General features: G+C 39.0%; 18 protein-coding genes. 11 read left to right on the top strand and 7 right to left on the bottom strand.

Features of this window, described 5'->3' with window-relative positions; translation table 11 throughout:
* Positions 1–209 precede the first annotated feature (209 nt).
* A complete protein-coding gene (locus WNY79_RS17435; RefSeq protein WP_076925878.1) occupies positions 210–3152 on the top strand; it encodes a TonB-dependent receptor in 2943 nt (980 codons plus the stop codon).
* A 283-nt stretch (positions 3153–3435) separates the two neighbouring features.
* Here WNY79_RS17435 and WNY79_RS17430 read toward each other — a convergent pair whose 3' ends face one another.
* On the bottom strand, positions 3436–3909 hold the full coding sequence (locus tag WNY79_RS17430) for a Dps family protein (RefSeq protein ID WP_004334993.1): 474 nt from the start codon (positions 3907–3909) through the stop codon (positions 3436–3438).
* Positions 3910–4243: 334 nt separating this feature from the next.
* On the opposite strand from WNY79_RS17430, the gene WNY79_RS17425 reads away from it, so the two are divergent.
* On the top strand, positions 4244–4453 hold the full coding sequence (locus WNY79_RS17425) for a hypothetical protein (protein WP_024599694.1): 210 nt from the start codon (positions 4244–4246) through the stop codon (positions 4451–4453).
* On the opposite strand, the gene WNY79_RS17420 is transcribed toward WNY79_RS17425, so the two are convergent.
* On the bottom strand, positions 4450–5055 hold the full coding sequence (locus tag WNY79_RS17420) for an alpha/beta fold hydrolase (protein WP_024599695.1): 606 nt from the start codon (positions 5053–5055) through the stop codon (positions 4450–4452). The two genes, WNY79_RS17425 and WNY79_RS17420, sit on opposite strands and share 4 nt — an antisense overlap.
* Before the next feature lie 183 nt (positions 5056–5238).
* The gene (locus WNY79_RS17415) at positions 5239–5775 is read right to left on the bottom strand and encodes a YaeQ family protein (RefSeq protein WP_024593828.1); all 537 of its coding nucleotides are present in this window, start codon (positions 5773–5775) and stop codon (positions 5239–5241) included.
* Positions 5776–5866: 91 nt separating this feature from the next.
* On the opposite strand from WNY79_RS17415, the gene ylqF reads away from it, so the two are divergent.
* Entirely contained in the window at positions 5867–6811 is a 945-nt protein-coding gene (gene ylqF, locus WNY79_RS17410) for a ribosome biogenesis GTPase YlqF (protein ID WP_342876490.1), read from the top strand.
* Positions 6812–7439: 628 nt separating this feature from the next.
* Here ylqF and WNY79_RS17405 read toward each other — a convergent pair.
* Positions 7440–8435, bottom strand: a complete 996-nt coding sequence (locus WNY79_RS17405; protein ID WP_342876489.1) for a hypothetical protein — start codon at positions 8433–8435, stop codon at positions 7440–7442.
* A gap of 447 nt (positions 8436–8882) precedes the next feature.
* Positions 8883–10418, bottom strand: a complete 1536-nt coding sequence (locus WNY79_RS17400) for a DUF3857 domain-containing transglutaminase family protein (RefSeq protein ID WP_342876488.1) — start codon at positions 10416–10418, stop codon at positions 8883–8885.
* 499 nt (positions 10419–10917) lie between these two features.
* On the opposite strand from WNY79_RS17400, the gene WNY79_RS17395 reads away from it, so the two are divergent.
* The 8 genes from WNY79_RS17395 (at position 10918) to WNY79_RS17360 (ending at position 20608) form a co-directional block, all read left to right on the top strand.
* Positions 10918–12159 (top strand): porin, encoded by a 1242-nt coding sequence (locus WNY79_RS17395; protein WP_342876487.1) that lies wholly within the window; start codon positions 10918–10920, stop codon positions 12157–12159.
* An 11-nt stretch (positions 12160–12170) separates the two neighbouring features.
* Positions 12171–13151, top strand: coding sequence for a tripartite tricarboxylate transporter substrate-binding protein (locus tag WNY79_RS17390; RefSeq protein ID WP_024599699.1), 981 nt, complete (start codon positions 12171–12173; stop codon positions 13149–13151).
* A 12-nt stretch (positions 13152–13163) separates the two neighbouring features.
* Positions 13164–13631, top strand: a complete 468-nt coding sequence (locus tag WNY79_RS17385) for a tripartite tricarboxylate transporter TctB family protein (protein ID WP_024599700.1) — start codon at positions 13164–13166, stop codon at positions 13629–13631.
* Positions 13632–13634: 3 nt separating this feature from the next.
* The gene (locus WNY79_RS17380; RefSeq protein ID WP_342876486.1) at positions 13635–15155 is read left to right on the top strand and encodes a tripartite tricarboxylate transporter permease; all 1521 of its coding nucleotides are present in this window, start codon (positions 13635–13637) and stop codon (positions 15153–15155) included.
* 11 nt (positions 15156–15166) lie between these two features.
* Positions 15167–16789, top strand: coding sequence for a sensor histidine kinase (locus WNY79_RS17375; protein ID WP_342876485.1), 1623 nt, complete (start codon positions 15167–15169; stop codon positions 16787–16789).
* Positions 16790–16803: 14 nt separating this feature from the next.
* Positions 16804–17529: a response regulator gene (locus WNY79_RS17370; RefSeq protein WP_170072783.1), complete on the top strand. Its 726-nt coding sequence runs from the start codon at positions 16804–16806 to the stop codon at positions 17527–17529.
* A 206-nt stretch (positions 17530–17735) separates the two neighbouring features.
* Positions 17736–19820 (top strand): elongation factor G, encoded by a 2085-nt coding sequence (fusA, locus tag WNY79_RS17365; RefSeq protein WP_342876484.1) that lies wholly within the window; start codon positions 17736–17738, stop codon positions 19818–19820.
* A gap of 356 nt (positions 19821–20176) precedes the next feature.
* Positions 20177–20608 carry a hypothetical protein gene (locus tag WNY79_RS17360; protein WP_342876483.1) on the top strand — a complete coding sequence of 144 codons (432 nt, stop codon included), beginning with the start codon at positions 20177–20179 and terminating at the stop codon, positions 20606–20608.
* A 67-nt stretch (positions 20609–20675) separates the two neighbouring features.
* Here the strand turns inward: WNY79_RS17360 and mdoH are convergent, their stop codons facing one another.
* Both mdoH and WNY79_RS17350 read right to left on the bottom strand, forming a co-directional pair.
* Complete coding sequence (gene mdoH / locus WNY79_RS17355; RefSeq protein WP_024599705.1) at positions 20676–22637, bottom strand: glucans biosynthesis glucosyltransferase MdoH; 1962 nt, start codon at positions 22635–22637, stop codon at positions 20676–20678.
* Positions 22609–24228, bottom strand: coding sequence for a glucan biosynthesis protein G (locus WNY79_RS17350; RefSeq protein ID WP_024599706.1), 1620 nt, complete (start codon positions 24226–24228; stop codon positions 22609–22611). The genes mdoH and WNY79_RS17350 overlap by 29 nt, the downstream gene beginning before the upstream one ends.
* Between the last annotated feature and the right edge of the window lie 125 nt (positions 24229–24353).

Genomic DNA, 24353 nt, shown 5'->3' with positions numbered 1-24353 from the left:
CAAAGACCGTGCTTAGCGGAAAAACTGTTATGAAAAGTACAATATATTTATAAAATAATTGTGACGTACTAATTAATCCCATCAAACTAGCTATTCATACCAAAGATTACGCCTCATAAATAATGCACGTAGAGTGTTTAAATAAATCCCCTTACTGTAATCCGCGAAGTAACTATTTAGTTACAAAAATAACAATTCAGGGGAATTATATGACATTAACTAACAAAGGTAGCGCGCGATTATTTAAAAAATCGTCGTTAACAGTTGCGCTAAGCAGTGCAATACTTGCAAGCATTTCATTTCAAGGTGTGGCTGCAGAAGATGACGAAATTACTAAAATAGAACGTGTACAAGTTACAGGTTCTCGTATCCGTTCAGCTGAAGCAATGTCATCAGCGCCTATCCAAGTTGTAGATAGTGCCGCTATTGATGCATCGGGTTCATTAAATATTCAAGATTTACTGCTAGAGAACCCAGCATTTGGTTCGCCAGCTATTAGCCGTACTAACTCAAACTTTAATACAGCCAGTGCGGGTGTTGCTACAGTTGATTTACGTAATTTAGGCTCTAACCGTACATTGGTTTTAGTTAATGGTCGCCGTTATGTTTCTGGTGTACCTGGCAGCTCTGCTGTCGATTTAAATACTATTCCGAGCCAATTTATCGAACGTGTTGAAATTATGACCGGTGGTGCTTCATCAGTTTATGGCTCTGACGCTGTTGCTGGTGTAGTTAACTTTGTACTAAAAGATGACTTTGAAGGCGTTGAGTTTGAAGGTCAGTACGGTGAATCGAGTGAAGGTGATGATGAGTCACGCCAATTTAACTTTACCTCAGGCTTATCAAGCTCAGATGGTAAAGGGCACGCCATGTTTCACCTTGGTTACTCTGATCAAGGTGCTGTTTTCTCACGTGATCGTGACCGCTCAGCGGTAGACCAATTTTCAGGTATTTTCTTCGAAGATGATCCAGTAGCAAACCCAGGCTCTGTATTTGATGCGGTAAGCCCGTTTTTATCTTCATTCCCACCACAAGGTCGTTTTAGCGCAGGGGATGAAACATTTACGTTTAATGATGCAAACAACCTACAAAACTCATTTAGTACTAATGGTGGCGATGGCGTAGATGCAAATGGTTTTAACCGAAGCGGCGTACGTACAATAGCAATACCTACAGAGCGCTACTTATTCGCATCAAATGGTAGCTATGAGTTAAGTGACAAGCATAGCTTTTTTTATGAAGGCACTTACGCTGCAACAACAACTGTTTCTGAATTAGAGCCGTTCCCTTTTGCTTCTGATGATATTTATGCAAATGGCCAAGTACCGATTGAATTTAATGTAAACGGTGAAATATTACGTAATGCATTTGTACCAGACGATATATATAACGCAGCAACCGACACCGATGGTGATGGTATGCGTGATATCTTTTTTGCAAAACGTTTGAGTGACATTGGTAACCGTGGAGCACGAGCAGAGCGTGATACATTCCGTTTAGCGCTTGGTTTTCAAGGTGAAATAGCAGATGGTTGGTTTTACGATACTTACTACGTATATGGTAAAACAAAAGAGCAGCAAGTTTCTGGTGGTTTAGTCAACGTGCAAAGCTTCCGTCAAGGTTTAGAAGCTGTTATTGATAGCCAAGATTTAGATGGTGATGGTATTACTGACGAGGCTATCTGTATCGATGCGACAGCTCGCGGCTTTAACTGTGCGCCTGTAGACATTTATGGTTTTAATTCGTTATCACAAGGAGCTATTGATTTTGTAAGTGCACCTAGCTCTCTTTCAACGTCAGTTGAGCAAGAGATCATTGGTGGTAATATCTCAGGTGATTTATTTGATTTACCAGCAGGTACGGTGGGTATTGCTGCTGGTTTTGAATACCGCGAAGAATTTTCACGCAGTGAATTTGATGCACTACAGCAAGCCGGTCTTAATGCAGGTAATGCAATCCCAGCAACAGAAGGCTCGTTTGACGTAACAGAGTACTATGTAGAAGCAAACATCCCAGTACTTGATACTGTAACGATGAATGCAGCAGTTCGTTTATCTGATTATTCAACAGTCGGTAACACCGAAAGTTGGAATGTGGGTGTTGATTGGGAAGTAATGGATAGCTTACGTTTACGTGCTACTCGTGCTCGTTCAACGCGTGCTCCAAATATCGATGAACTATTTTCTCCGCCTTCACAAACGTTCCCAAGTGGTTTAAACGATCCATGTTTAGGTGTTACTAATAGTGGCGGTGGTGCTGCTGGTGATGCTTGTCGTACAGATGGTGGTGTTACAACTAATATCGCTTCAAATGGTGAGTTCACGCTTAACCAGTCTGACTTACAAGGTATTAGTGGCTTTAACCGTGGCAACCAAGATTTAAAAGAAGAAGTTGGTGACTCTGTAACAGTAGGTTTAGTATTTACACCAGAAAACCTAATTTCAGGACTAGACATTACGCTTGATTACTTTGATATCGAAATTACAGATGCAATAGTATCAACCCCTCGTCAGTTTATTCTTGACCAATGTTATGGCGGCGGCGATACAAGCTTTTGTGACTTTGTAACTCGTCGTAGTGCGCCATCAGGTAATAATAGTGCTGGTTCACTAGAATTTATCGACAGTGGTGTATCTAACAGTGGTGGTTTAGGCACAGAAGGTGTTGATTTAACACTAACGTACTCTACTGATATTGGTCCAGGTGCGTTTAGAACTCGCCTTGCTTATACTTACCTAATCGATGGTTATAGCATTCCACTTCCAGGCGCTGATAAAGATGAGTTTGCTGGAGAAATTGGTGCATCAGAGCATAAAGCTAACTGGAACTTTGGTTATAAACTTAACGACTTTGATTTTAACTGGAGCTTAACTTACATTGGCGCTGCAGACTTTGATGATCAATTCTTAAGTGGTTTTGGTATTGCTCCAGGTGGAGTAGGGATTGGTTCAGTAACGTATCATGATGTTCAAGCAAGTTACCATATCAGCGATTCAACAGAGCTTTACGCTGGTGCGAGTAACTTATTTGATAAAGAGCCACCGCGCATTTTATCGGGTGTAAGTGGTTCAAGTACTGGTACTGAAACTGATGCAGGTACGTACGACCCAATTGGTCAATCATTCTACATCGGTTTTAGAAGTAAGTTCTAACCAGCAATAACGACACTAATATAGTTACTTAATTAGTTACGTTCACAAAGCCCCAGTATCGCTGGGGCTTTTTTATTGGAAAAAATAATGAGAGCAGTAATGCTCATATATTGTTTATCCCAATATATGAGCATTGTACCCACTTAAACCAAAAACAACGCCACTGGTAACAGGGGCGTTGTTTAGTATTGGGAGCAGGCTAATATAGTAACCGAATCGCTTGATTATTTAACGATTTATCCCTATTTGTGGCCCTCTTCATTGAGGGCTTTTTTTTGCTAGTTTAGTCTAAGTAAGCCTTTAGCATCCAAACCAGTTTTTCTTGCTCTGAGATGTAATCGCTCATTAGTGAGGCAGTACCTTCATCATCTGCATCACCAGCTTGGCTTAAAATATCACGCTGCATGTGAATTAATGTGCTGTAACCAGCAAGTAGGTTTTCTACGGCTGTAACGCCATCACTAATACCTTTAGCTTCTTTAATTTTACTTACTTCAAGGTAATCAGAAAATGCATGTAGAGGCGCACCATCTAACGTTAAAATACGTTCTGCAACTTCGTCTACTTTTAGAAGTAGTAAGTTATAAATTTCTTCAAATTTAACGTGTAGTTCAAAAAAGTTACGGCCTTTAATATTCCAGTGAAAGCCACGCGCGTTCATGTATTGAATCTGGTAGCTACTCAATAATGTATTGAGTGACTTTATGATGTCTTCGCTTTTTGCACTGTTTAGACCAATTGCGTTTACATGTGACATAACTTGCTCCTGAATAACCGTTTGTTTGTGAACTTGTGATAAGTATCGCGGATTTTTATTGTTTAGTAAAATCGTTTAAATATATCTAGTTAATAGCTTTAACCTATTAACTGCTTTTGATATCAATACGCACCTCTAACTATTAATAGAAATGGGTCTGATTAATAAAAATACCACCCCTTAAAAGTAAATAAACTCTAAATAAGTATAAATTATGATCTAAAACAAACTTTATTCAAGGCGATAATTTAGCTATTTTTTTATTGATGCAGGTCAAAAATCATCCACCCTAACGGCGCATAATAAGTGTGTCGAAATAATTAGGAGAGATAACATGCATGCAAAAACAGCAAAACAAAATAAAGCAGAGTTAATAGTGGTAGGTCTTGCAGTCATCGCATTTGTATTAGGGTTAGTAGCCCACTTAGCAGGTGCGAGTTTTGCGAATTCGGATGTTTTTGGCTACATTGCGGCGCCGATTCCGCTTATATTGGCAGTAGTATTTTTAATTAGTTATAAAATAGCAGCCAATGCTGAGGATTAATCGCTTTCGTTTAAGCACTTTAAAATGTAATCGAGTACTTGGCGCGAGTAAATCATACTGGTATGGCTTAAATGAAACACTTTATGTTCGGCCATACCTTTAAGTTTGGTTTCATCTAGTAATACAGTGCCATCTGACTGGCTACCTTTAACTATTAAGGGCATAAGCCCAATAGGTAAATCGCCTGCAATACTGTAAAGCTTAGCTTTAAAAGGCCAATTACCATTTTTAGTGAGTAAAAATTCAACACTATTTTTTAAAAATGATTCAAACCCTTTTTGTTTCATCTTTTGCGCAATATGGCTGCCTTTGTGTGGAGTACCAAGCGTAATTACCTTCGTAACATTCTGGCTAGCAGGGGAGTTTGCCTCTAGGTAAGCACGTGCAATCAGCCCTCCCATAGAGTGGCATACAAGCGCTGCAGGCTCGTTAGAAATACACTCATCAATTTGTGCAAATATGGTATCGCGGTGAGGGTCGAGCGTATTATAGGTAATGTTTAATACTGTCATCCCCGATTCTTCAAGCCGTGAACAAAGTGGGCGCATAACAAAGCCAGACATATACAAGCCATGTAAAACAATAACGTGTTTAACTTTCATATGCTCCCTAATACCAATTTTATTAAAAACATGATCATTCTAGCGTATTAAATAATCCGCTACCTGCGTTAAAAATTATTTATATAGAACAACTATATGTCATAATTTTCGCCTTGTTATCGACTTATTTATTTGTCGCTATAATAGATAACTAATTTAATGCAATTGGTATAACTACCGTAATTACATTAACTGTAGCGGTTTTATTTCAATATTGGTTGTATCGGTATTTACCCATACTTCACCATCTTGAATGGTAATGGCGAGCTTAATTCCACGATCAACTAAAGCAGCAAGTGCTTGTGTTGCTGCATAATCAAGGCTAAAAATACTTAGATTTTTAAATTCATACAATTTAGGTTGATGTTTTTGCCACCAAATTGCTTGATTGTTTTCACCATAAGTATATAGCACTACTTTTTTAGATTTATTACAGGCTTTTTTAAGGCGTTTTTCATCTGGTAAGCCAAGCTCCACCCACAGCTCTATCTCTTCACTATAGCTAACATGCCACAGTTCAGGCTCATCATCAGCGCTTAATCCTTTAGTAAATTCTAGACCATCACAGCTATTTAGAGCAAAAGCGAGTAAGCGAATCATCAACCGTTGATCGGTCTCTGATGGGTGTTGAGCCAAGGTTAAATTAAAATCTTGATAAACGTGGCGGTCCATATCGCTAAGCGATAACTGCACTTTCATAATGGTGGATTTAAGAGCCATAACAACTAATCTGAAAAAATTTGCGTCAGTATAGCGCAATTAAATGAATTGCCAGTTAAAATAGCGGTTAATTATACGTTAGGAGTTAAAAATGGCTATCCAGTGGTTCCCTGGGCACATGAATAAAGCCCGCAATGAAATTAAAGAAATAATGCCACAAATGGATGTGATCATTGAAGTGCTTGATGCGCGCATTCCCTACAGTAGTGAAAACCCGATGGTGGCAACCTTGCGTGAAGGCAAGCCAGTCATCAAAATTTTAAATAAGGCTGATTTAGCTGATCCTAAAATGACTCAAGTCTGGAAAGATTATTTTGAGCAAGAAAACGGTGTTAAAGCTATTTCTTTTGGACATGATAAAGCAGCTGAAGTACACCGTATTAATGAGCTTTGTAAAAAGCTAGTGCCGCATAAAGTGGGCGCCGATAAGCAAATTAAAGCCATGATAATGGGTATTCCTAACGTGGGTAAATCTACGTTAATTAATGTATTGGCTGGACGTATAGTTGCAAAAACAGGTAATGAACCTGCGGTAACGAAAGCACAACAACGCATTAAGCTTGAAGACGGTATTATGCTTTACGATACGCCAGGTATGTTGTGGCCAAAAGTAGAAAACGAAAACTCAGGTTATCGCTTAGGCGCTACCGGTGCTATTCGTGATACTGCGCTTGAGTATGAAGAAGTAGCAAGTTACACCGCTGAGTACTTATTGCGTGCTTACCCTGAGCTTTTAAAAGCGCGTTATAAAATTGCCGAACTGCCTGAAAGTGATTGGGAATTTGTTGAAATGGCGGGTAAAAAACGCGGCTGTATCCGTGGTGGTAATCAAATAGACACATACAAAATGTCTGAAATACTAATCAACGAATTGCGCGATGGTATTATTGGCCGTATTACGATGGAAACTCCGCAAATGCGTGAGGAAGAAGAAGTAATGGTTGCTGGTTTACGCGCCGCTGCAGAAGCTAAAAAAGCAGCTAAAGAAGAAGAAAAGCTTCAACGCCGGGCACGAGCACGTAAAAATCGTCGTTAATTAGTTTAATTTAACCAACTAAATTACAGACATAAAAAAAGCCCGTAAGGGCTTTTTTAGTTTCATATCTACCGTCACCGATATGAGCAATGTAGCAAGTAAAATAGTAGGGCGGTTACTCATCATCAACATCAAGGGGCGTTGCGGTTCATAACAAGTAACCATAGCTGTTTACGTGCGCCACACGTTGTTTCAGGGTCGAGAAACAAATCAATTCATTCCTTAACAAGTGGTATGCAATCCGTCTTGTTGATATTGATTATCAGTTAGATCTAACTGTCTGTCAATACCTAAATGCAAATAATTCTTATTATTGTGGCGCTTGTTTTTTATTCATATATAGATCGGCTAGTTAACACTGCCATTTCATAAAAATACTTATCTTGGTTAAACAATTAAGAATAGGTTTTTAATACTTATTAAATAATTTGATATGGATTTTTAGTATAAAAGCATTGATCTTTCAGAGTTAAAATAAATTCAAGCTAGGAATGATTTTATCGCCTTCCAAGACAGCGACTGCTTTGATATAAAATCAAATAGTCTCTTGTAAAGTCTTAGCCTCCAAAGATCGACAGCCTTTAATTAGTGGCTAAAAATATTCGTACTAATTGGATATTTTAAGCCACTAACGCACTTTATTTGCTGTTATACGTAAATTAATCTGCTCCACTAGTACTTTATCCTGCTTGTTTAGACGCCCTACAATGAGTAAGAAGTCACTACCGTCAGTTTTTATTACTTTTATACTTGTGTTATCAAGCTTGGTTTTACCATACGAGGCTTCTATTTTTTCTATATCTTTAAAGTGACTAAGATCCGATTCAAGCTTACCGTCATCGTTTTTGTAGTAACTAAAAATATAGTTTTCGGTTATTCCGTTACCGTCTTCTCGGTAATCAAATACTGCATCGCTATAAAAATAAAGTATTTCTTCGTTTTCAGGTGTTAGGCGATTACGTTTTAAAAAGTGTACTTGGTAAGGCCATAAACTATCCCCTTTGATAATTGCAGCATTGGGTAAAATATTTACTTCTTGAAGTACGCCCAAAAATAATAGAGGTGCAAACGCAAGCGAGATTAAATACTGTCTAATTCGCCAGTACGAGTTGTAATGTAAGGCTTCTTTACTTGTATCGGTTTGCTCAATGTAACTAACTAGAGGCAACCATAAAAATGGCATTATACAAATCACTATGGTTGCGTATTCGTCCATTCGATAAGCAAAGGCGCTGGCAAGTACCATTAGCCAGAGTGTTAAGGCAGTCCAGTTAGGCATTACTTTATTTTTGTTTAGCTGTTGTTGGCTGTGCTCTGCAAGTGCGAGGTACAAAGGGTAATACCATAAAAATGCAAATATACCTCGAGCAATAGGCATAATACTTGAGTTATCGCGTTCTTTAATGGCTTTAAAGTTACGATAACTCCAATAGTTAACAAATATGCCTAAACTCAAAATACTGTAAATAATAAACTTACTTACAGATACGGCATAAAATGGACTATCTTCAAATTTCACTTTTTTTGCTGACTCTAATCGCCAATCGGCGAAAAAGAATATGAGTACTAAAATATAACCAGCCAACACATATTTAAGCCAGCTATAACCGAAGCTATCTAACACATCAGCTGTTGTTTGAGGCGTTTCGCTCGCCTTTGCATATTTTAGAATAGGGTAATGAGTTGCTGATATTAACTTTTTACGCTGTGCTAAATAATCATCTATTTGAGTGGCTTTTATATGATCTTGTTTTGCGTAATAGCTATAGGTCAGTGTTAAAACGTTATTATTAAATTCAGTGGCTGTTTTTAAATTAAAGTAGTCGTTATCAATTTCTTCTTTTTCGCTATCAAATCCCCAATCTTTTTCTGTAAAATGTAGTTTTATTGTGGTGTTAATTATATTGGGATAGCTGAAGTAAAGCGGGTCAGTTCTGTTTACTTGTTTTGGTTCGTAAACACTGTTTTGTATTTCACTTGCATAAAAACTAGCTTCGTAGCCTTCATCTGTTTTTTCCCAAAATTCATCAATTAAATACGATTCTTTGGTTATTAGTTTACCCGTTTGCTCTTACTCACTAATTGCCATTGTTTCATTTATTGATAAACCATTTAAAAATCCTTGGTAATACTCAAAGTAAGACTTAGCAACGCTATTTAGACCACTGCTGGCTATATTACTTCTTCGGTTAATTGCTTCAAACCCGGCATAAGTGTATTGGGTTTCAAAACGTGATGGCTCAGATACTTTTTCTGCAATAAAAAAGTTATCTTCTACAGATACATTTGTATGTACAGGCTTTTGTGCCATAGAGGTTAAAGCAGTTTCACCTTTATCAATAATTAGGGCATAGCCATAATCAGGTTGTGCTAAATATTCAAGTGTACCTCGTTGGTAGTTCACCGTAGGATCGAGCCAGTAGCGCTTTCCGTCTTGCTTAAGCGTAACAATTACGTGATTAAACACACTTGCAGTAGCCGGTAGTTCTATTAAACGTTTGGTTTCTTCAGTATCGACCAGCGCAGGGAAAGCCTCTATACCCATCGCTTTTAATAACGAAATAAGCAGTACCGTTTTATCTTTACAATCGCCGTATCGTAGCGAAAGCGTTTCTGAAGCTGACGTTGGTTGATGCGAGTTAGTGCCCATTTCAAGCCCTAAATATCGAACTTCGTCTTGGCTAAAGCGCAGTGCTGCGGCAATTTTATCTGATGTTTTTGTGTGTGTTGCTTTTATGTTTTCAGCTACATCCAAAATGCTATTTGGGGTTTCTATGGCTGATTGATAAAGTGGATATGCCCAGTTAACTACCTGACCCCAATCGTCAAACTCAGAAAAGTAAACTTGTGTATATGGGTCATACCACGTTGGGGTTTGAGAATTCTGCTCCAGTAAAGGTTCTTCAAAAAGAGTTATAGAATAATCTTTGCCATATTTATTAAGCGTTTCTTGAATATCGGCTGCGCCGTTTATTGTATTTATATGTAGAGGTGTTTGTTTACCCCAAAGTACACGCATATTTTGTTGCACTACGGGTACCGACCAGTTCAGCGTGCGTCTTGTACTAAATTTATTAGCATATATAGGGTTGCTACCTGTCACTGTGTAGCTGTAGTCAAGTATGTCGCCACTGCGCATATCATCAATAATAATATTGAGTGACAGGCTACCGTTATAAATACGATCTGCTAATTCAGATTCACCTTGTATAACCGTCATTCTCGCGCTACCAAGCTTATCAATGCGCTCGCTATTTCTAATAATTGTTAAGCTGTTTAATGTTAGCGACTCGTAACTTGGATCAAAATCAAGATTAAGCTGGCTTATATAATCAACACCACTTTGATTTAAAGCTTTCATAACTAGGCGGGTATAGCGTTGTTGCTTTTGTTTATTTGGAATATAAGTTTGGTTATCGAGTAACAAATAAAGTGTACCGTCACGCACTTTGGTTATGTCGGAATGCTTGGGTTGCTCAATAATATGTGTATTAACCCAATTAGCTGGTTTATCTATTTTATATTGCTGCGCAAAAATATTATGAGAGAAAATTAATAAGGTAAGTGCAAGTAGCCAAAAGCTGAGTCGAAGAAAGTTCCATTTCATTGTAGGGTCTTATAGTTGTTTTTATAAATACTATCGAGGAAAGAATGTACCAAATTTAGACTTTTTTGACAATGAGATGTTAACAGGCCCGTACGTGAGTAGTTAATTAATAGTATATAAATGAACTGCTATGTAATTGCGAAACGCTTAGCTTCCCCTAAAATGTTCTTGAAATAATTTTTTAGTGGTATTTCCAAACCATAATTAGTTAAACCTACTTTATTACTGGTTTCGTTAGATCTGCAAAAATCCTATCTGTTTATTCGTACGGTAATCATTAAAACCCTTAAAAGTATTTATAAATCAAAATATAACAGCAACTGTTTTTGCTCTTTTTGTTCATGAACTTTATGAGCAAAAAGCACATAACGATCATCAATGCACCTTACCTTCTAAATATTTCGTTAATTTCCCGTTAACAATAAGCTGCGCGTTAGATAGCAGTTTGTCGTCGCTTATCTACCTGACAATAAATATACACACAAGCGTGGAGAAAATAATGAAAGCAAGTAACACACAACTCGCTTTGGCAGTTGCTGCTGCATTAGCAAGTACATCCGTTTTAGCCAATAACGATACGCAAAAACTACAAGAGCAATTAGATGCGCTACAAAAAGAAGTAAGTGCATTAAAAACTACCAGCGGTTTTAATTTAGAGTTTGGTGGACGGGTTCAGCTCGACTACAACTATTTTGACGGTGCTTACAACGCCGATAACGAGGGCTCTGGCGGCAGCGATTTTTTTCCTCGTCGTATTCGTACTTACGTTGAAAGTGAGCACGGAAATTGGGATCACAAGTTATTACTCGAATTTGCTGAAGGCACTGCTGAAATAGTGATGGCGCGTGTTCGTTATGCTTTTGATAGCGGACTTAAAGTTAAAGCAGGTAAAATTCGCGAAGATATATCGCTAAATGCATTAACCAGTTCAAAGCACATTAATACGATTGAGCGTAGTTCGCTAGCCAATACTTTCTCTCCATTTTTTCGTTGGGGCGCTTCTGCTTATCAATATTTTAAAGACTCTGGCTTTCGTTACGCGATAGGCGTTTATAAAAATGATGCATTTGGTGCAACAGGTAGTGATGAAAACGACAAGCTTACTCTTGCTATTACTGGGCGTGCTACATGGTCGAGTGCATCACCTGGCGATGTAATTCATTTAGGCGTGTGGCATTCATATCGCGACATGGGAGGCAATGAATTAGGAGCACGTTTTGCGCGTGGTGAAGTGCGCGAAGCCAATACCCGCCTTGTTGATTATGCCGCCGGTGGTGTAACAAGCCCACTTGATAGCTTATCTCAAACCGGTTTTGAGTTTGCTTATCAGGCGGATTCTTTAACACTTGAGGCTGAATATGCAAGCCGCTCACTTGATGCCGCTAATAGTACTGATTTTTTAGATGGCGAGCGCTTTGATGGTTTTCATGTATCGGCAAGTTACTTTTTAGGGGGCGAGCAGCGCCAATACAAAGCGAGCTCTGCATTATTTGTACAACCTAAAAATATTAAAGATGCATGGGAGTTGGTGGCACGTGTTTCAGAAGTAGACGCTACAAGTAGCTTACAAGGCACAAAAGCAACAACTTATACATTAGGTACATCTTATTACGTAAGTAGTGATATTAAATTTATGGGCAATCTAATTTACAGCGATGTAGAAGGTGCCGGCACTCCAGCACTTGTTGGCGATGAAGACTCTGGCATGGGCTTTAGTGCACGTATGCAGTATTTATTTTAAGGATACACACAATGAAATTATTTAAGTCATTTAAATCGGTAAAAACGACCATAATTGCAGCATCGTTAGTGCTTAGCAGTCCATTGGCAATAGCCGACACTCACTTTTTAATTCCAGGCGGTCCTGGTGGTGGTTGGGATACAACAGCCCGAGGTATAGGTGAAGGTTTAGTTAAGTCGGGTATTGAAGGTAACGCATCTTTTCAAAATATGTCTGGCGGTGGTGGCGGTCGCGCTATTGCATACTTAATCGAGTCGGGTACAAAAAAGGGCGATATTTTAATGGTTAATTCAACGCCTATTGTATTGCGTGCTTTAAGCGGGCGAATTCCTTATAGCTACCGTGATTTAACCCCTGTAGCCAGCATGGTTGCAGATTACGGCGCATTTGTTGTACGTAACGATTCTCCATTTAAAACTTGGGAGGATGTTATTAAATCAATAAAAGAAGATCCAAGTTCGATAAAAGTGGCGGGCGGTTCTGCTCGCGGCAGTATGGATCACTTAGTGGCGGCTCAAGCTGTTAAAGCGGCGGGTATAGATGGTCGACGCTTGCGTTATATTCCTTACGATGCAGGTGGAAAAGCGAAAGCAGGGTTGCTTTCAGGCGAAGTGAATTTACTTTCAACAGGTTTAAGTGAAGCGCTTGAAGTAGCTAACGGTGGTCAAGCACGCATTTTAGCGGTTACATCTGGTAAACCTTTACCTGATTACCCAGAAATCCCTACGCTTAAGTCGCTTGGTTACGATATGGAATTTGTAAATTGGCGTGGTCTTTTTGCTGCGCCTAATTTACCCGCTGAAAAGTTAGCACAGTACACAAAAAAGCTTCGTGAGTTGCAAAGTACTCCTGAGTGGGAGGCTGTGAGAGCTCGTAATGGCTGGCTAAATCTGTTTCAAGAAAAAGATGAATTTATTAAATCACTAGAAGCGCAGGAAGCACAACTTAAAGTGGTTATGGAAGAGCTTGGTTTTATCCGTGCAGCACGTTAATCGAGGTTTAAAATGATGAATCGCGAATTACTAGGGCCAAGTTTATTCTTGGCACTATTTACTTTATATGCCGTGGTTGCATGGCAAATTCCACTATTACCGTTTGAAGAATACGAAACAGTTACCTCAGCGACTCTTCCTAAAGTATATGCTGGGTTTGGTATTGTGGTGTGCTTACTGTCTATTGGTTCAACATTGCTTAAACCAAGAGAAAAAACGAATGCAGGTGATGTTCTTGAAAAATCACACATGCTGCGCACTTTTGGTTTATTAATATTAATGGTGATTTATAGCGCTGCACTTGAGCCAATTGGTTTTTTAATTTCGACTAGTGCATTTTTGCTTGCCGGTTTTTTTGTTATGGGCGAAAGACGTAAGGGAATTTTGCTATTTGCATCGATTCCGGTTGCAGTGGTGTTTTGGTTTTTGATGACTCAAGTATTAGGTATTTACTTGGTTCCGGGCGATTTGTGGAGTTAAGTTATGTTTGATGGAATTATGCTTGGTTTGTCGACCGTGCTCGACTTTAATAATTTAATGTATGTTATTGCGGGTTGCCTTGTTGGCACCTTTATAGGCATGTTACCAGGATTGGGGCCAATTACCGCAATTGCCTTAATGATCCCTATTACTTATAGCATTGGCGCCGACTCGGGCATGATTTTAATGGCGGGTGTTTATTATGGAGCAATTTTTGGTGGCTCTACGTCGTCTATTTTAATTAATGCACCAGGGGTTGCAGGCACTGTGGCTTCTTCCTTTGATGGCTATCCGCTGGCAAAACAAGGTCATGCAGGTAAAGCATTGGCAATTGCTGCTTATTCCTCCTTTATAGGCGGAACAATTGGCGCCATATTATTAATGGTTGCTGCGCCTTTATTAGCAAAGGTGTCATTGAGTTTTCAATCCCCTGATTATGTAGTACTGATGTTTTTAGGCTTAACAGCTATTGCAGCATTTTCAAATAAAGGGCAATTTTTAAAAGCAATGATGATGACCGTGTTTGGCTTAATGCTAGCAACGGTTGGAATCGATCCGTCATCAGGTACTGATCGATTTACCTTTGGACAACCTGATTTACTCGACGGAATAAGCTTTTTATTAGTTGCTATGGCAACGTTTGCATTAGCCGAGGCACTTGTAAATGTTGTAAAGCCAGAGAAAAAAGATGCTAAAAATATTAATGATTCCGACACTCCGCAAATAGGTTCAACCAAGTTAAGTAAAGCCGAGGTTAAAGAAATAGCACCAGTAATTGGTCGCTCGTCTATTTTAGGTTTTATAGTGGGAGTGCTACCGGGTGCAGGTGCAACTATTGCGAGCTTTATGGCTTATGCAACAGAGCGAAATTTAGCGCCAAAAGGTTTAAAAGAAAAATTTGGTAAAGGCTCATTATGTGGCTTAGCTGCCCCAGAATCAGCAAATAATGCCGCGTGTACAGGATCGTTTGTACCGCTGTTAACGCTTGGTATTCCGGGCTCAGGAACAACTGCAATTATGCTAGGCGCTTTAATTGCTTACGGTATTCAGCCAGGTCCAATGCTTATGCAAGAAAACCCAAGTGTATTTTGGGCGGTTATTGTAAGTATGTACTTTGGTAACATTGTGCTGCTTATTTTAAATCTTCCGCTTATCCCTTACTTTGCAAAAGTGTTAGCAATGCCTAAGTCAGTACTTACTGTGATGATTTTGTTCTTTAGCTTAATTGGTGTTTACTTAGTGTCCTTCAATACCTTCGACTTATTTATGATGGTGGGGTTTGCAGTGGTTGCGCTAATATTGCGATTACTGTCGTTTCCTATGGCACCATTATTATTAGGTTTTATATTAGGAGATATGATTGAGCGAAACTTCCGTCGTTCAATGATGATTTCCGATGGTTCATTAAGCTTTTTATGGGATCGCCCGCTAACATTGAGCATATTTATAATTTCAATTTTAGTGCTGTTATTTCCTTTAAAAGATTATTTAATGCAACGCCGTGAAGACAAAGCAAATGCATAATTGAGAATGAAATGAAAAACACCAACAAGCTAAATCCATTGCAAAACATGGTCACAAAACCTAAACGTTTAGAAACACGATTAATTATTTGGGTAACAGGATTATGTGTATTGCAGGCTTTATTATTTGGCGCGTTGGTATATCAACTTACAGCGCAAAGTTTACATAGCCATATTGGCGATAAGGCATTAGCTGTGGCTAGTAGTGTAGCTACACGTACTGATGTAATTAATGCATTGCAAACCCCTAGTGACTTAAACGCTATTAACGTGCAAATTGAAGATTTACGACAACTTGTAGGTGCTGACTTTATTGTTATTGGCGATGAGAATGCATTTCGTATTGTGCATCCAGATGAAGATAAAATTGGCAAAAAAATGGTCGGAGGCGATAGCCAAGCTGCGCTAAAAGGTAAACGCTATATTTCGGTAGCTCATGGTAGTTTAGGTGAATCAATTCGTGGCAAAGTGCCGGTGTACGCAGGTAATAATGAAATAGTAGGCGTTGTGTCGGTTGGTTTTTTAGTACAATCAATCGATCCGCTTATTCTCTCTCGCAGTAGTGAAATTTTAATATGGGGCTTAATACTTGTAGGTTTAAGTATACTGGCGGCTATTTATATTGGACAGCGTGTCAGAAATGCTATTTTTGGCCTGCAGCCAGATGAAATTGCACGTTTGTTTTCAGAGCAAGATGCAATTTTAAATACGGTACGCAGCGGTATTATTGCACTCGACCCGGACGGAAAAGTACGAAAACTCAACCAACGCGCCTGCGAAATATTAGATAAACCAACTTCAATTATTAATCAGAACCTCAGCTTAAACGATTTACTGCCAGAGCACGCAGAGTTTCTATTACGAAATCAGCGGCGTAAAATAGTGGGTTTTGAATTGTTTGCCGCCGATAAACGACTCATTTTATCGAGGTTTTCTTTACAGGTGCAAGGGCAGGCAGATGGTATTTTACTAAGTATGCGCCCCTCTGATGAACTTGAATATTTAAGCCAGCAACTTACTAAAGTTCAGGCTTTTGCAGAGCTTTTAAGGGTACAAACTCATGACTACTCCAATAAGCTCAACTTAATTGGCGCGTTAGTGCAAATGGGGAAAAATGAGCAAGCTATAGAAATTATAGGGCAAGAAAGCCAAGGCTCCCAAGCACAAATTCATAACTTGTTAGAGTGCATACAAGACCCAGTGCTTGCTGGTTTGTTAGTGGGTAAATATCATAAAGCGCGAGAATTAAATGTTGTGCTTGAGCTTAATCCTGACAGTCTACTTGGCGTTATTGCACGCAAAGATATGCTAGAGCGAGTAGTGTCTATTTTAGGAAACTTAATAGACAATGCCATTGAAGCTGCAATTAGAGCATCAGATTCTCGCTCTGCAAAAGTACGTGTAACCGTTGATGAAACCAGTCAAACACTTTTATTTGATGTAGAAGATACTGGCTTTGGGTTAGGCTCTGAGCATGATGTTATTTTTACTCCTCAATACAGCTCTAAATCGGGAGCGGGGCATGGTATTGGGTTATATTTAGTAAAAACAAATTTGGACTCATGTGGTGGCACGTTAGAAATTGGTGAGTCAGACTTGCTTGGTGCAAGGCTAAGTATTTATATTCCAAAATAATAAGAGCATTAAATATGACGTATTCAGTAGTAATAATTGAAGACGAAGTAGAGGTAGCACAGCTATTAGCGCAGTACTTGTTATTACCAAATGGTGTGGCCGGTAGCCAAACGCCAAAGCAGAGCTTAAGACAAGCTCAGTATCAGGTAGTAGGCATTGCCGGTAATTTAAGTACGGCAACAGCTTTGTTGCATGCTATTGAACCCGATTTAATTCTACTCGATATACATTTGCCAGATGGCAATGGCTTAGATTTGTTAAGCGATTTACGACGACGGGCGATTAAAAGTGAAGTTATGTTGTTAACAGCAGCTAAAGAGGTCGAAACCCTTGAAAAAGCAATGCAGTTAGGCGCGTGCGACTTTTTAGTAAAGCCGTTAATGCTAAGCCGTCTTGATCAAGCTCTTGCACGTTTTGAATCACGTCAGCAATGTTTTTCTGATGCGAGTGAAGTAACACAGTCGATGGTTGATACATTATTTGGCTCAAAGCAACAAACCAACACGTCTATTCGTTTACCAAAAGGGGTCGATCAACTTACCCTACAAAAAATACATAATGCTTTTGTAGAGCACGGAACCACTGCATTTACCGCTCAACAAATGGGCGATTTAGTTGGCGTAAGCCGCTCTACAGCGCGCCGTTACTTGGAGTATTTACTGGAGTCAGGCAAGTTAACTGCGGATCAAAGCTACGGTAGTATTGGCCGCCCTGAACGCTGCTATAAAATAACGAAGTAACTTCGTGCATTTGAAGTAAATGCATTAAATTCCATTTATTTCAAGGCCTTGCATGTTTTTTGTTATGTTTGATATTTAATAGATTCTGGCATATAAAAAAATATGTTGAATTGATTGCATTTTAAGCGGCTTGTATGGTGATGTTCGCTTTAAGTGATGTTATACTCCTGCCGAATAATTTATCGACTTTATTAAGAGTAAAATTAATGGCAGATTTATCGAAGTACAGAAACATTGGTATTTTCGCGCACGTAGATGCGGGTAAAACCACGACTACTGAGCGTATCCTAAAGCTTACTGGTCAAATCCATAAAACAGGTGAGGTTCATGATGGTGAATCTACTACTGACTTCATGGAACAAGAAGCTGAGCGCGGTATTACTATCCAGTCTGCGGCAGTAAGCTGTTTCTGGAAAGATCACCGTTTTAACGTTATCGATACACCAGGACACGTTGACTTCACAGTTGAAGTTTACCGTTCACTTAAAGTACTTGATGGCGGTGTTGGTGTTTTCTGTGGTTCTGGTGGTGTTGAACCACAATCAGAAACTAACTGGCGTTATGCTAATGACTCAGAAGTTGCACGTATTATCTTCGTTAACAAATTAGACCGTATGGGTGCTGATTTTTACCGTGTAACTGAGCAAGTACGTAAAGTACTTGGTGCTGTACCACTAATCATGACTCTACCAATTGGTATTGAAGATGAGTTTATTGGTGTTGTAGACGTTTTAACTAAAAAAGCATACGTTTGGGATGACACTGGTCTTCCTGAAAACTACGAAATTACAGATGTTCCTGCAGACATGGTAGAAAAAACTGACGAGTATTATGAAATGCTTGTTGAAACTGCCCTTGAGCAAGACGATGAACTACTTGAAGCTTACATGGAAGGTGAATCACCTTCTGTAGAAGATATCAAACGTTGTATCCGTAAAGGTACTCGTGACCTTGCTTTCTTCCCTACATACTGTGGTTCTGCGTTTAAGAACAAAGGTATGCAGCTTATTCTTGATGCTGTTATTGACTACTTACCGTCTCCTACAGAAGTTGACCCTCAACCTCTTATGGATGAAGAAGGTAACGAAAATGGCGAATTTGCAATCGTATCTGCAGATGAACCTTTCAAAGCGTTAGCATTCAAAATAATGGATGACCGTTTTGGTGCATTAACATTCGTACGTATTTACTCAGGTAAACTAAACAAGGGTGACACTATCCTTAACGCGTTTACTGGTAAAACTGAACGTGTTGGCCGTATGGTTGAGATGCAAGCAGATGACCGTAACGAATTAACTAGCGCACAAGCTGGTGACATCATTGCTATCGTAGGCATGAAAAACGTGCAAACTGGTCATACTTTATGTGATCCTAAGCACCCAGTAACACTTGAGCCAATGGTATTCCCAACTCCAGTAATCTCGATTGCTGTACAGCCTAAAGATAAAGGCGGTAATGAGAAAATGGGTGTTGCTATCGGTAAAATGGTTGCAGAAGATCCATCTTTCCAAGTTGAGACTGATGAAGATTCAGGCGAAACTATCCTTAAAGGTATGGGTGAGCTTCACTTAGATATCAAAGTAGATATCCTTAAGCGTACTTACGGCGTAGACCTTATTGTTGGTCAACCACAAGTTGCTTACCGTGAAACTATCACTCGTGAAATCGAAGATAGCTACACGCATAAGAAACAATCTGGTGGTTCTGGTCAGTTTGGTAAAATCGACTACCGCATCAAGCCAGGTGAAGTTGCTTCAGGCTTTACGTTTAAATCATCAGTTGTTGGTGGTAACGTACCTAAAGAATTCTGGCCTGCAGTTGAGAAAGGCTTTAAGTCAATGATGGGCGAAGGTGTTTTAGCTGGCTTCCCTGTACTTGACGTTGAAGTTGAACTTTTCGACGGTGGTTTCCATGCCGTGGATTCATCTGCAATCGCGTTCGAAATCGCTGCTAAAGGCGCTTTCCGTCAATCGATTCCTAAAGCGGGCGCACAACTTCTTGAACCAATCATGAAAGTTGACGTGTTCACTCCAGAAGATCACGTTGGTGATGTTATTGGTGACCTTAACCGTCGTCGTGGCATGATGAAAGACCAAGAAGCTGGTTTAACAGGCATCCGTATTAAAGCAGATGTTCCGTTATCAGAAATGTTCGGTTACATCGGTACACTACGTACAATGACATCGGGTCGTGGTCAGTTCTCTATGGAGTTCTCACACTACGCTGCATGTCCAGCTAACGTAGCTGAAACTGTAATCGCTGCAGAAAAAGAGAAGAAAGCTGCTAAGTAATTAGCACTTTAACTCTTTAAAAAAACCCGCAACATGTTGCGGGTTTTTTATTGCCTATAATTTAGTTTTTTTTTGTAGTTGTTTATAGCTACATTTTATTATTAAGTAGTCCTATATTATCAGTTAGTAAAAAGGTATTAGAGAGCATTTTATTTACTTCATTTACTTAATCAGTTGGTTTGTAAGGAGTTAATTGTAAATGCTATGTAACCTACTGAATTTTAAGAACTTCTGTTGATGCTTCTATGTGCGTAATGTAGAATACCAGCACTTTTAGACTAGAGCTCTAAAGTCAGATAGGGAAGTCTCCGCAGCAGAGACGTTTACATATTAATTCTATATAAGACGTAACGATCATGAAATCTATTAAATTAGCACCAAACTGGTGGCTACAATTCACAAAATGTATTTTAGCATTCAGCATAATATTTTTAATTCATATTATGTTTACTGTGAACCTAAAAATTGTTTTTCTCACTGTAATGCCAGCTCTACTAATTATCATTGCTTTTAATATTCTTCATCTTCGTTTTTTACATTGTTATAAAGCAGGTATTTGTTATACACGTTTGTGCACAGAGCGCTATATCAATAGTGAGGAAATTAGTTGCGTATCATTTAGTTCGTTTTTTCTTTTCACCATTTTTAAGGTGGAGTTAGATAATGGCAAAAATTTCCATTTCTATAACTGGCAACTTGATGATGAAGCGCAGTCAGCTATTTCTGAAATGTACTGTAATAAGTTAGCTGACAAAGTGGAAAATATTAGCGATAAATGCAACGCTTGATTTTTAATTAAGATAGCAAAAAGGAGCGATTAATCGCTCCTTTTTAGTTTTTGTATTTTATAACGCGCTAATTAAACTTTTTTATAGCCTTAGCTTTTAGCGCTTTCATCTTTAGCCTGCTTGGCTTTTTAAAGGACTGGATAGGCATTGTTACCAATTGCTCTTGTGGTAGTGTCGGTATAGTTTGTGGATAAGCACCTTCCTCAGGTATCGAAATTTCTTTTAGGTGCGTTTTAAGCGCTTCTAGCGTTGAATCGTTATCAACTTCGCTAGGGCAAATAAATATACCTAACTTTCTAAGCTGTACACCGAGCTTAATGCTACTGGTATAACGGATAATTGGAGCGCCTAACACTAAGCCTAATAATATAGGCGATAACCACCAAAAGAACACTGGTGTGAAGTAATAAGCTGTACTACCCCATGCAATAGCCACAATAGTTGAGAATAACGTATAACCAAACGCTTCCTTCCAAGGGACCATGCGACCTTCACGAGGTTGTGCATCCCACTTCACTTTTTTGCCTAAAAACACACAAAGTACAAAGTAAGCATGAAATACCATCATTAATGGGGCAACAATAATAGCAAATACAGTTTCAATGATTGAACCTAGTATTAGCTTAATTGAACCACCAAAGCGTTTGTTTCTATGTATTAGGGTTACTATTATGCCCATTAATTTAGGCATTAATAAAATAATAATAGTTAGATACAAGAGTGAATCAATAAGATCGGTTTTAGCTATTTGCCATGTGGGGAATAATTGGTAAACACGGTTAAAGTACACATCACTATTTAATGCGCGAGTTACTGCATCAATAGTACTTAACGCCAACATTGAGAGCCAAATTAGCGATGAAATATAGGCTGTGGCACCGAGTAGAAAATGCAACTTACTCATTAATTTTAATTTGGATGACGATAGTAAACCTAAGTGCTGAATATTACCTTGCACCCAACGTCTATCGCGTACAGCGTAGTCTAGAATGTTACTTGGTACTTCTTCATAGCTACCTTCAATATCTGATAGCAACAATACATCCCAACCAGCACTATGAAGTAGTGAAGCTTCTACAAAGTCATGACTTAAAATTTCGCCGCCAAAAGGTGCATTACCTTTTAGTGTTGGCAAACCACAGCACGTTATAAATGCCTCAACTCTAATGATTGCATTATGACCCCAATAGTTTGCTTTATCAGTTTGCCAAAAAGCTGAGCCAGTCGCGAGCATTGGGCTATAAAGTACTGACGCAAACTGTAAAAAACGGCCAAAAAAGGTATCTTGACGAACAGGGATCGGAATAGTTTGGATCAGACCTGCTTGTGGGTTGTTGAGCATACTTGTAGTAAGCTCTAACATACATTTTCCGGTCATTACGCTATCTGCATCAAGCACAATCATATGGTCGTACTGGCTGCCCCAGCGCTCACAAAAGTCGGTTAGGTTACCTACTTTACGATGTTTGTTATCTTCGCGACGGCGATAGAATACGTGCTTTGCCGTATCACCTAAACGCTCACACAATGCATGCCACGCACTTAGCTCATTTTTAGCTATTTGTGGGTCTTGGGTGTCGCTTAATAAGTAAAAATCAAAGTTTGCAAGTTGACCTGTTTCTTTTAACGATTGCAGGCTGACTTCAAAACCCGCGATAACACGGTGGGTATCTTCGTTATAAATAGGCATTACAACGGCGGTTTTTTGGGCGTTAATTGCCTCCTCGTCAAACTCAATTGGTTTAATACGTTTCAATGTAAGTGGATCAATTCGTAATAGCTGTAATACAAAGCCAATTGTTCCACTACAAAAGGCCGTTACAATCCAGGCAAAAGTGATTGAGAATAATACTAAAAGAGCGTATTCAAGTAATGTCATACCGTTTGAGCTTAAAATCTCAAACATAATAGATATGCCGTAGCCAGATGTGCCAAGTGCCGCAATAGCAAATAGCCATACTCTTAGTGTTTTGAATGGCATAGGAGTGCCCTTCCCTTTATTACTTGATGTCATTTGGGTACCAAACATAGCTCCATACCTCGCTAATTTCTTTGTCTCGTAGTTTTAACGATAAACGCATATCAACGGGTTGATCGTCCTGTGGTGCAATTTTGAAAGCTACACGCCATCCTCGTGAATCAGGCAGTTTTTGGATATTTATGTCGGTTACTTCGCCTGTTGTAAGTTGAATGTCGGCATCTAATTTTAATTGTTCTGAAAGTTGATTTATTTCCGACCCAGTAAAATCAACAGTAAATTGGCGATGACTTTTTGGTGGTGGGTTGTCTTCACCAGGTAAAGCGGCGCTACCAATCCTTGTACGTAATACTCGCGCTTTTTCGTGCTGAGTTAAAGCTGCATTAAAGGTCGTCATTTTGTAGCTCAGCTTTAATGAATCTCCGGCTTTCATTGGCTTTTCTGGTACCCAGTAACTCACGATATTGTCGTTAGTTTCAGTATCAGTAGGTATTTCTACAAGTTCTACACGACCATTTCCCCATTCACCTTGTGGTTCGATCCATAGGCTGGGGCGGTTGTGGTAATGTGCTTCTGTGTCTAAATAGTTATTAAAGTTTCGATCGCGTTGAGCTAACCCAAAACCTTTTGGGTTATTGTACGAAAATGAAGTAACACTTAACTGCGAAGGATTGTTAAGAGGGCGCCATACCCATTTGTCATCAGTAGATTGAGTTAATAGACCATCCGAGTCATGAACTTCAGGGCGGTAGTCATCAAAAAATTTGGTGCTGTTTTCGCCGTGATAAAACATACTCGTTAATGGTGCTACACCCAGTTTTTTAATATCTTTACGCGCAAATATCTGCATATCAACATCAACTAGCATATTAGTGGTAGGGTCAACACTGAACTTGTATGCACCCGATATAGATGGGCTATCTAATAATGCAAAAATGGTAATTTGTGTTTGGTCGGCCTTTGGTTTAACTAACCAGAATTCTTTAAAAACTGGGAATTCTTCACCCGAATTTTCTGCAGTATCAATGGCAAGGCCTCTAGCTGATAAGCCATAAACCTGTTGAGGGCCAACGACTCTAAAATACGATGCACCCTGAAATACCATTACTTCATCTTTATACTCGTTAGTATTTAATGGGTAATGTATGCGAAACCCAGCATGACCTAGTTGAGTACCCGCAACACTTTTAGCTATTTCTTCTTGTAGTGGTGCCGCTGTGCCATCATATTGGTAAAAGTCAGTACTGAAAGGTAAGCGACTGCGTTTAGAGTCGCTATCAACGGTATTTATTGTCACAGGTGTTTTATATAAAAAACCAGGGTGGAATAATTGTAGCTCGTACAGGCCTTCATCTTTCCATACTGCTTTGTCTTTTTTAAATCGAATTGAACGGTAATCTTGATAATCAATATTGTTAAGTGCTTCAAGCTCAATGTTTTTAGGTGCCACGTATTCTTCGCTTGCTAACTTTTTGGCGCGAGCGCTAATTACATCAAATAAGCTACTTTGTGGGATTGCTACATCAACGGTTGCAGCAATCGCTTGGTTGCTATTGCCCCAAGTCGAAAAAATAATAAGTAGACCCAGTAGTGGTGCTGACTTTTTTTGCCATTTAGGCAGATTTTGGGTTAATTGTTTCATTCTCATTCCTTTATAAAAACACGACTTATTTTTACGTTTAGGGTAAATATTGATTTTGTTTAGTAAGTATCTTTTTAATTATTTAAAGCAAAATGTGAACCCATATAAAAGTTCATACTTTTCAA

This window comes from Pseudoalteromonas sp. AS84 (genome assembly GCF_038900255.1).
Taxonomy (GTDB): domain Bacteria; phylum Pseudomonadota; class Gammaproteobacteria; order Enterobacterales; family Alteromonadaceae; genus Pseudoalteromonas.
The sequence above is the reverse complement of the archived record's forward strand: the minus strand, read 5'-3'. Positions and strand labels throughout refer to the sequence as shown.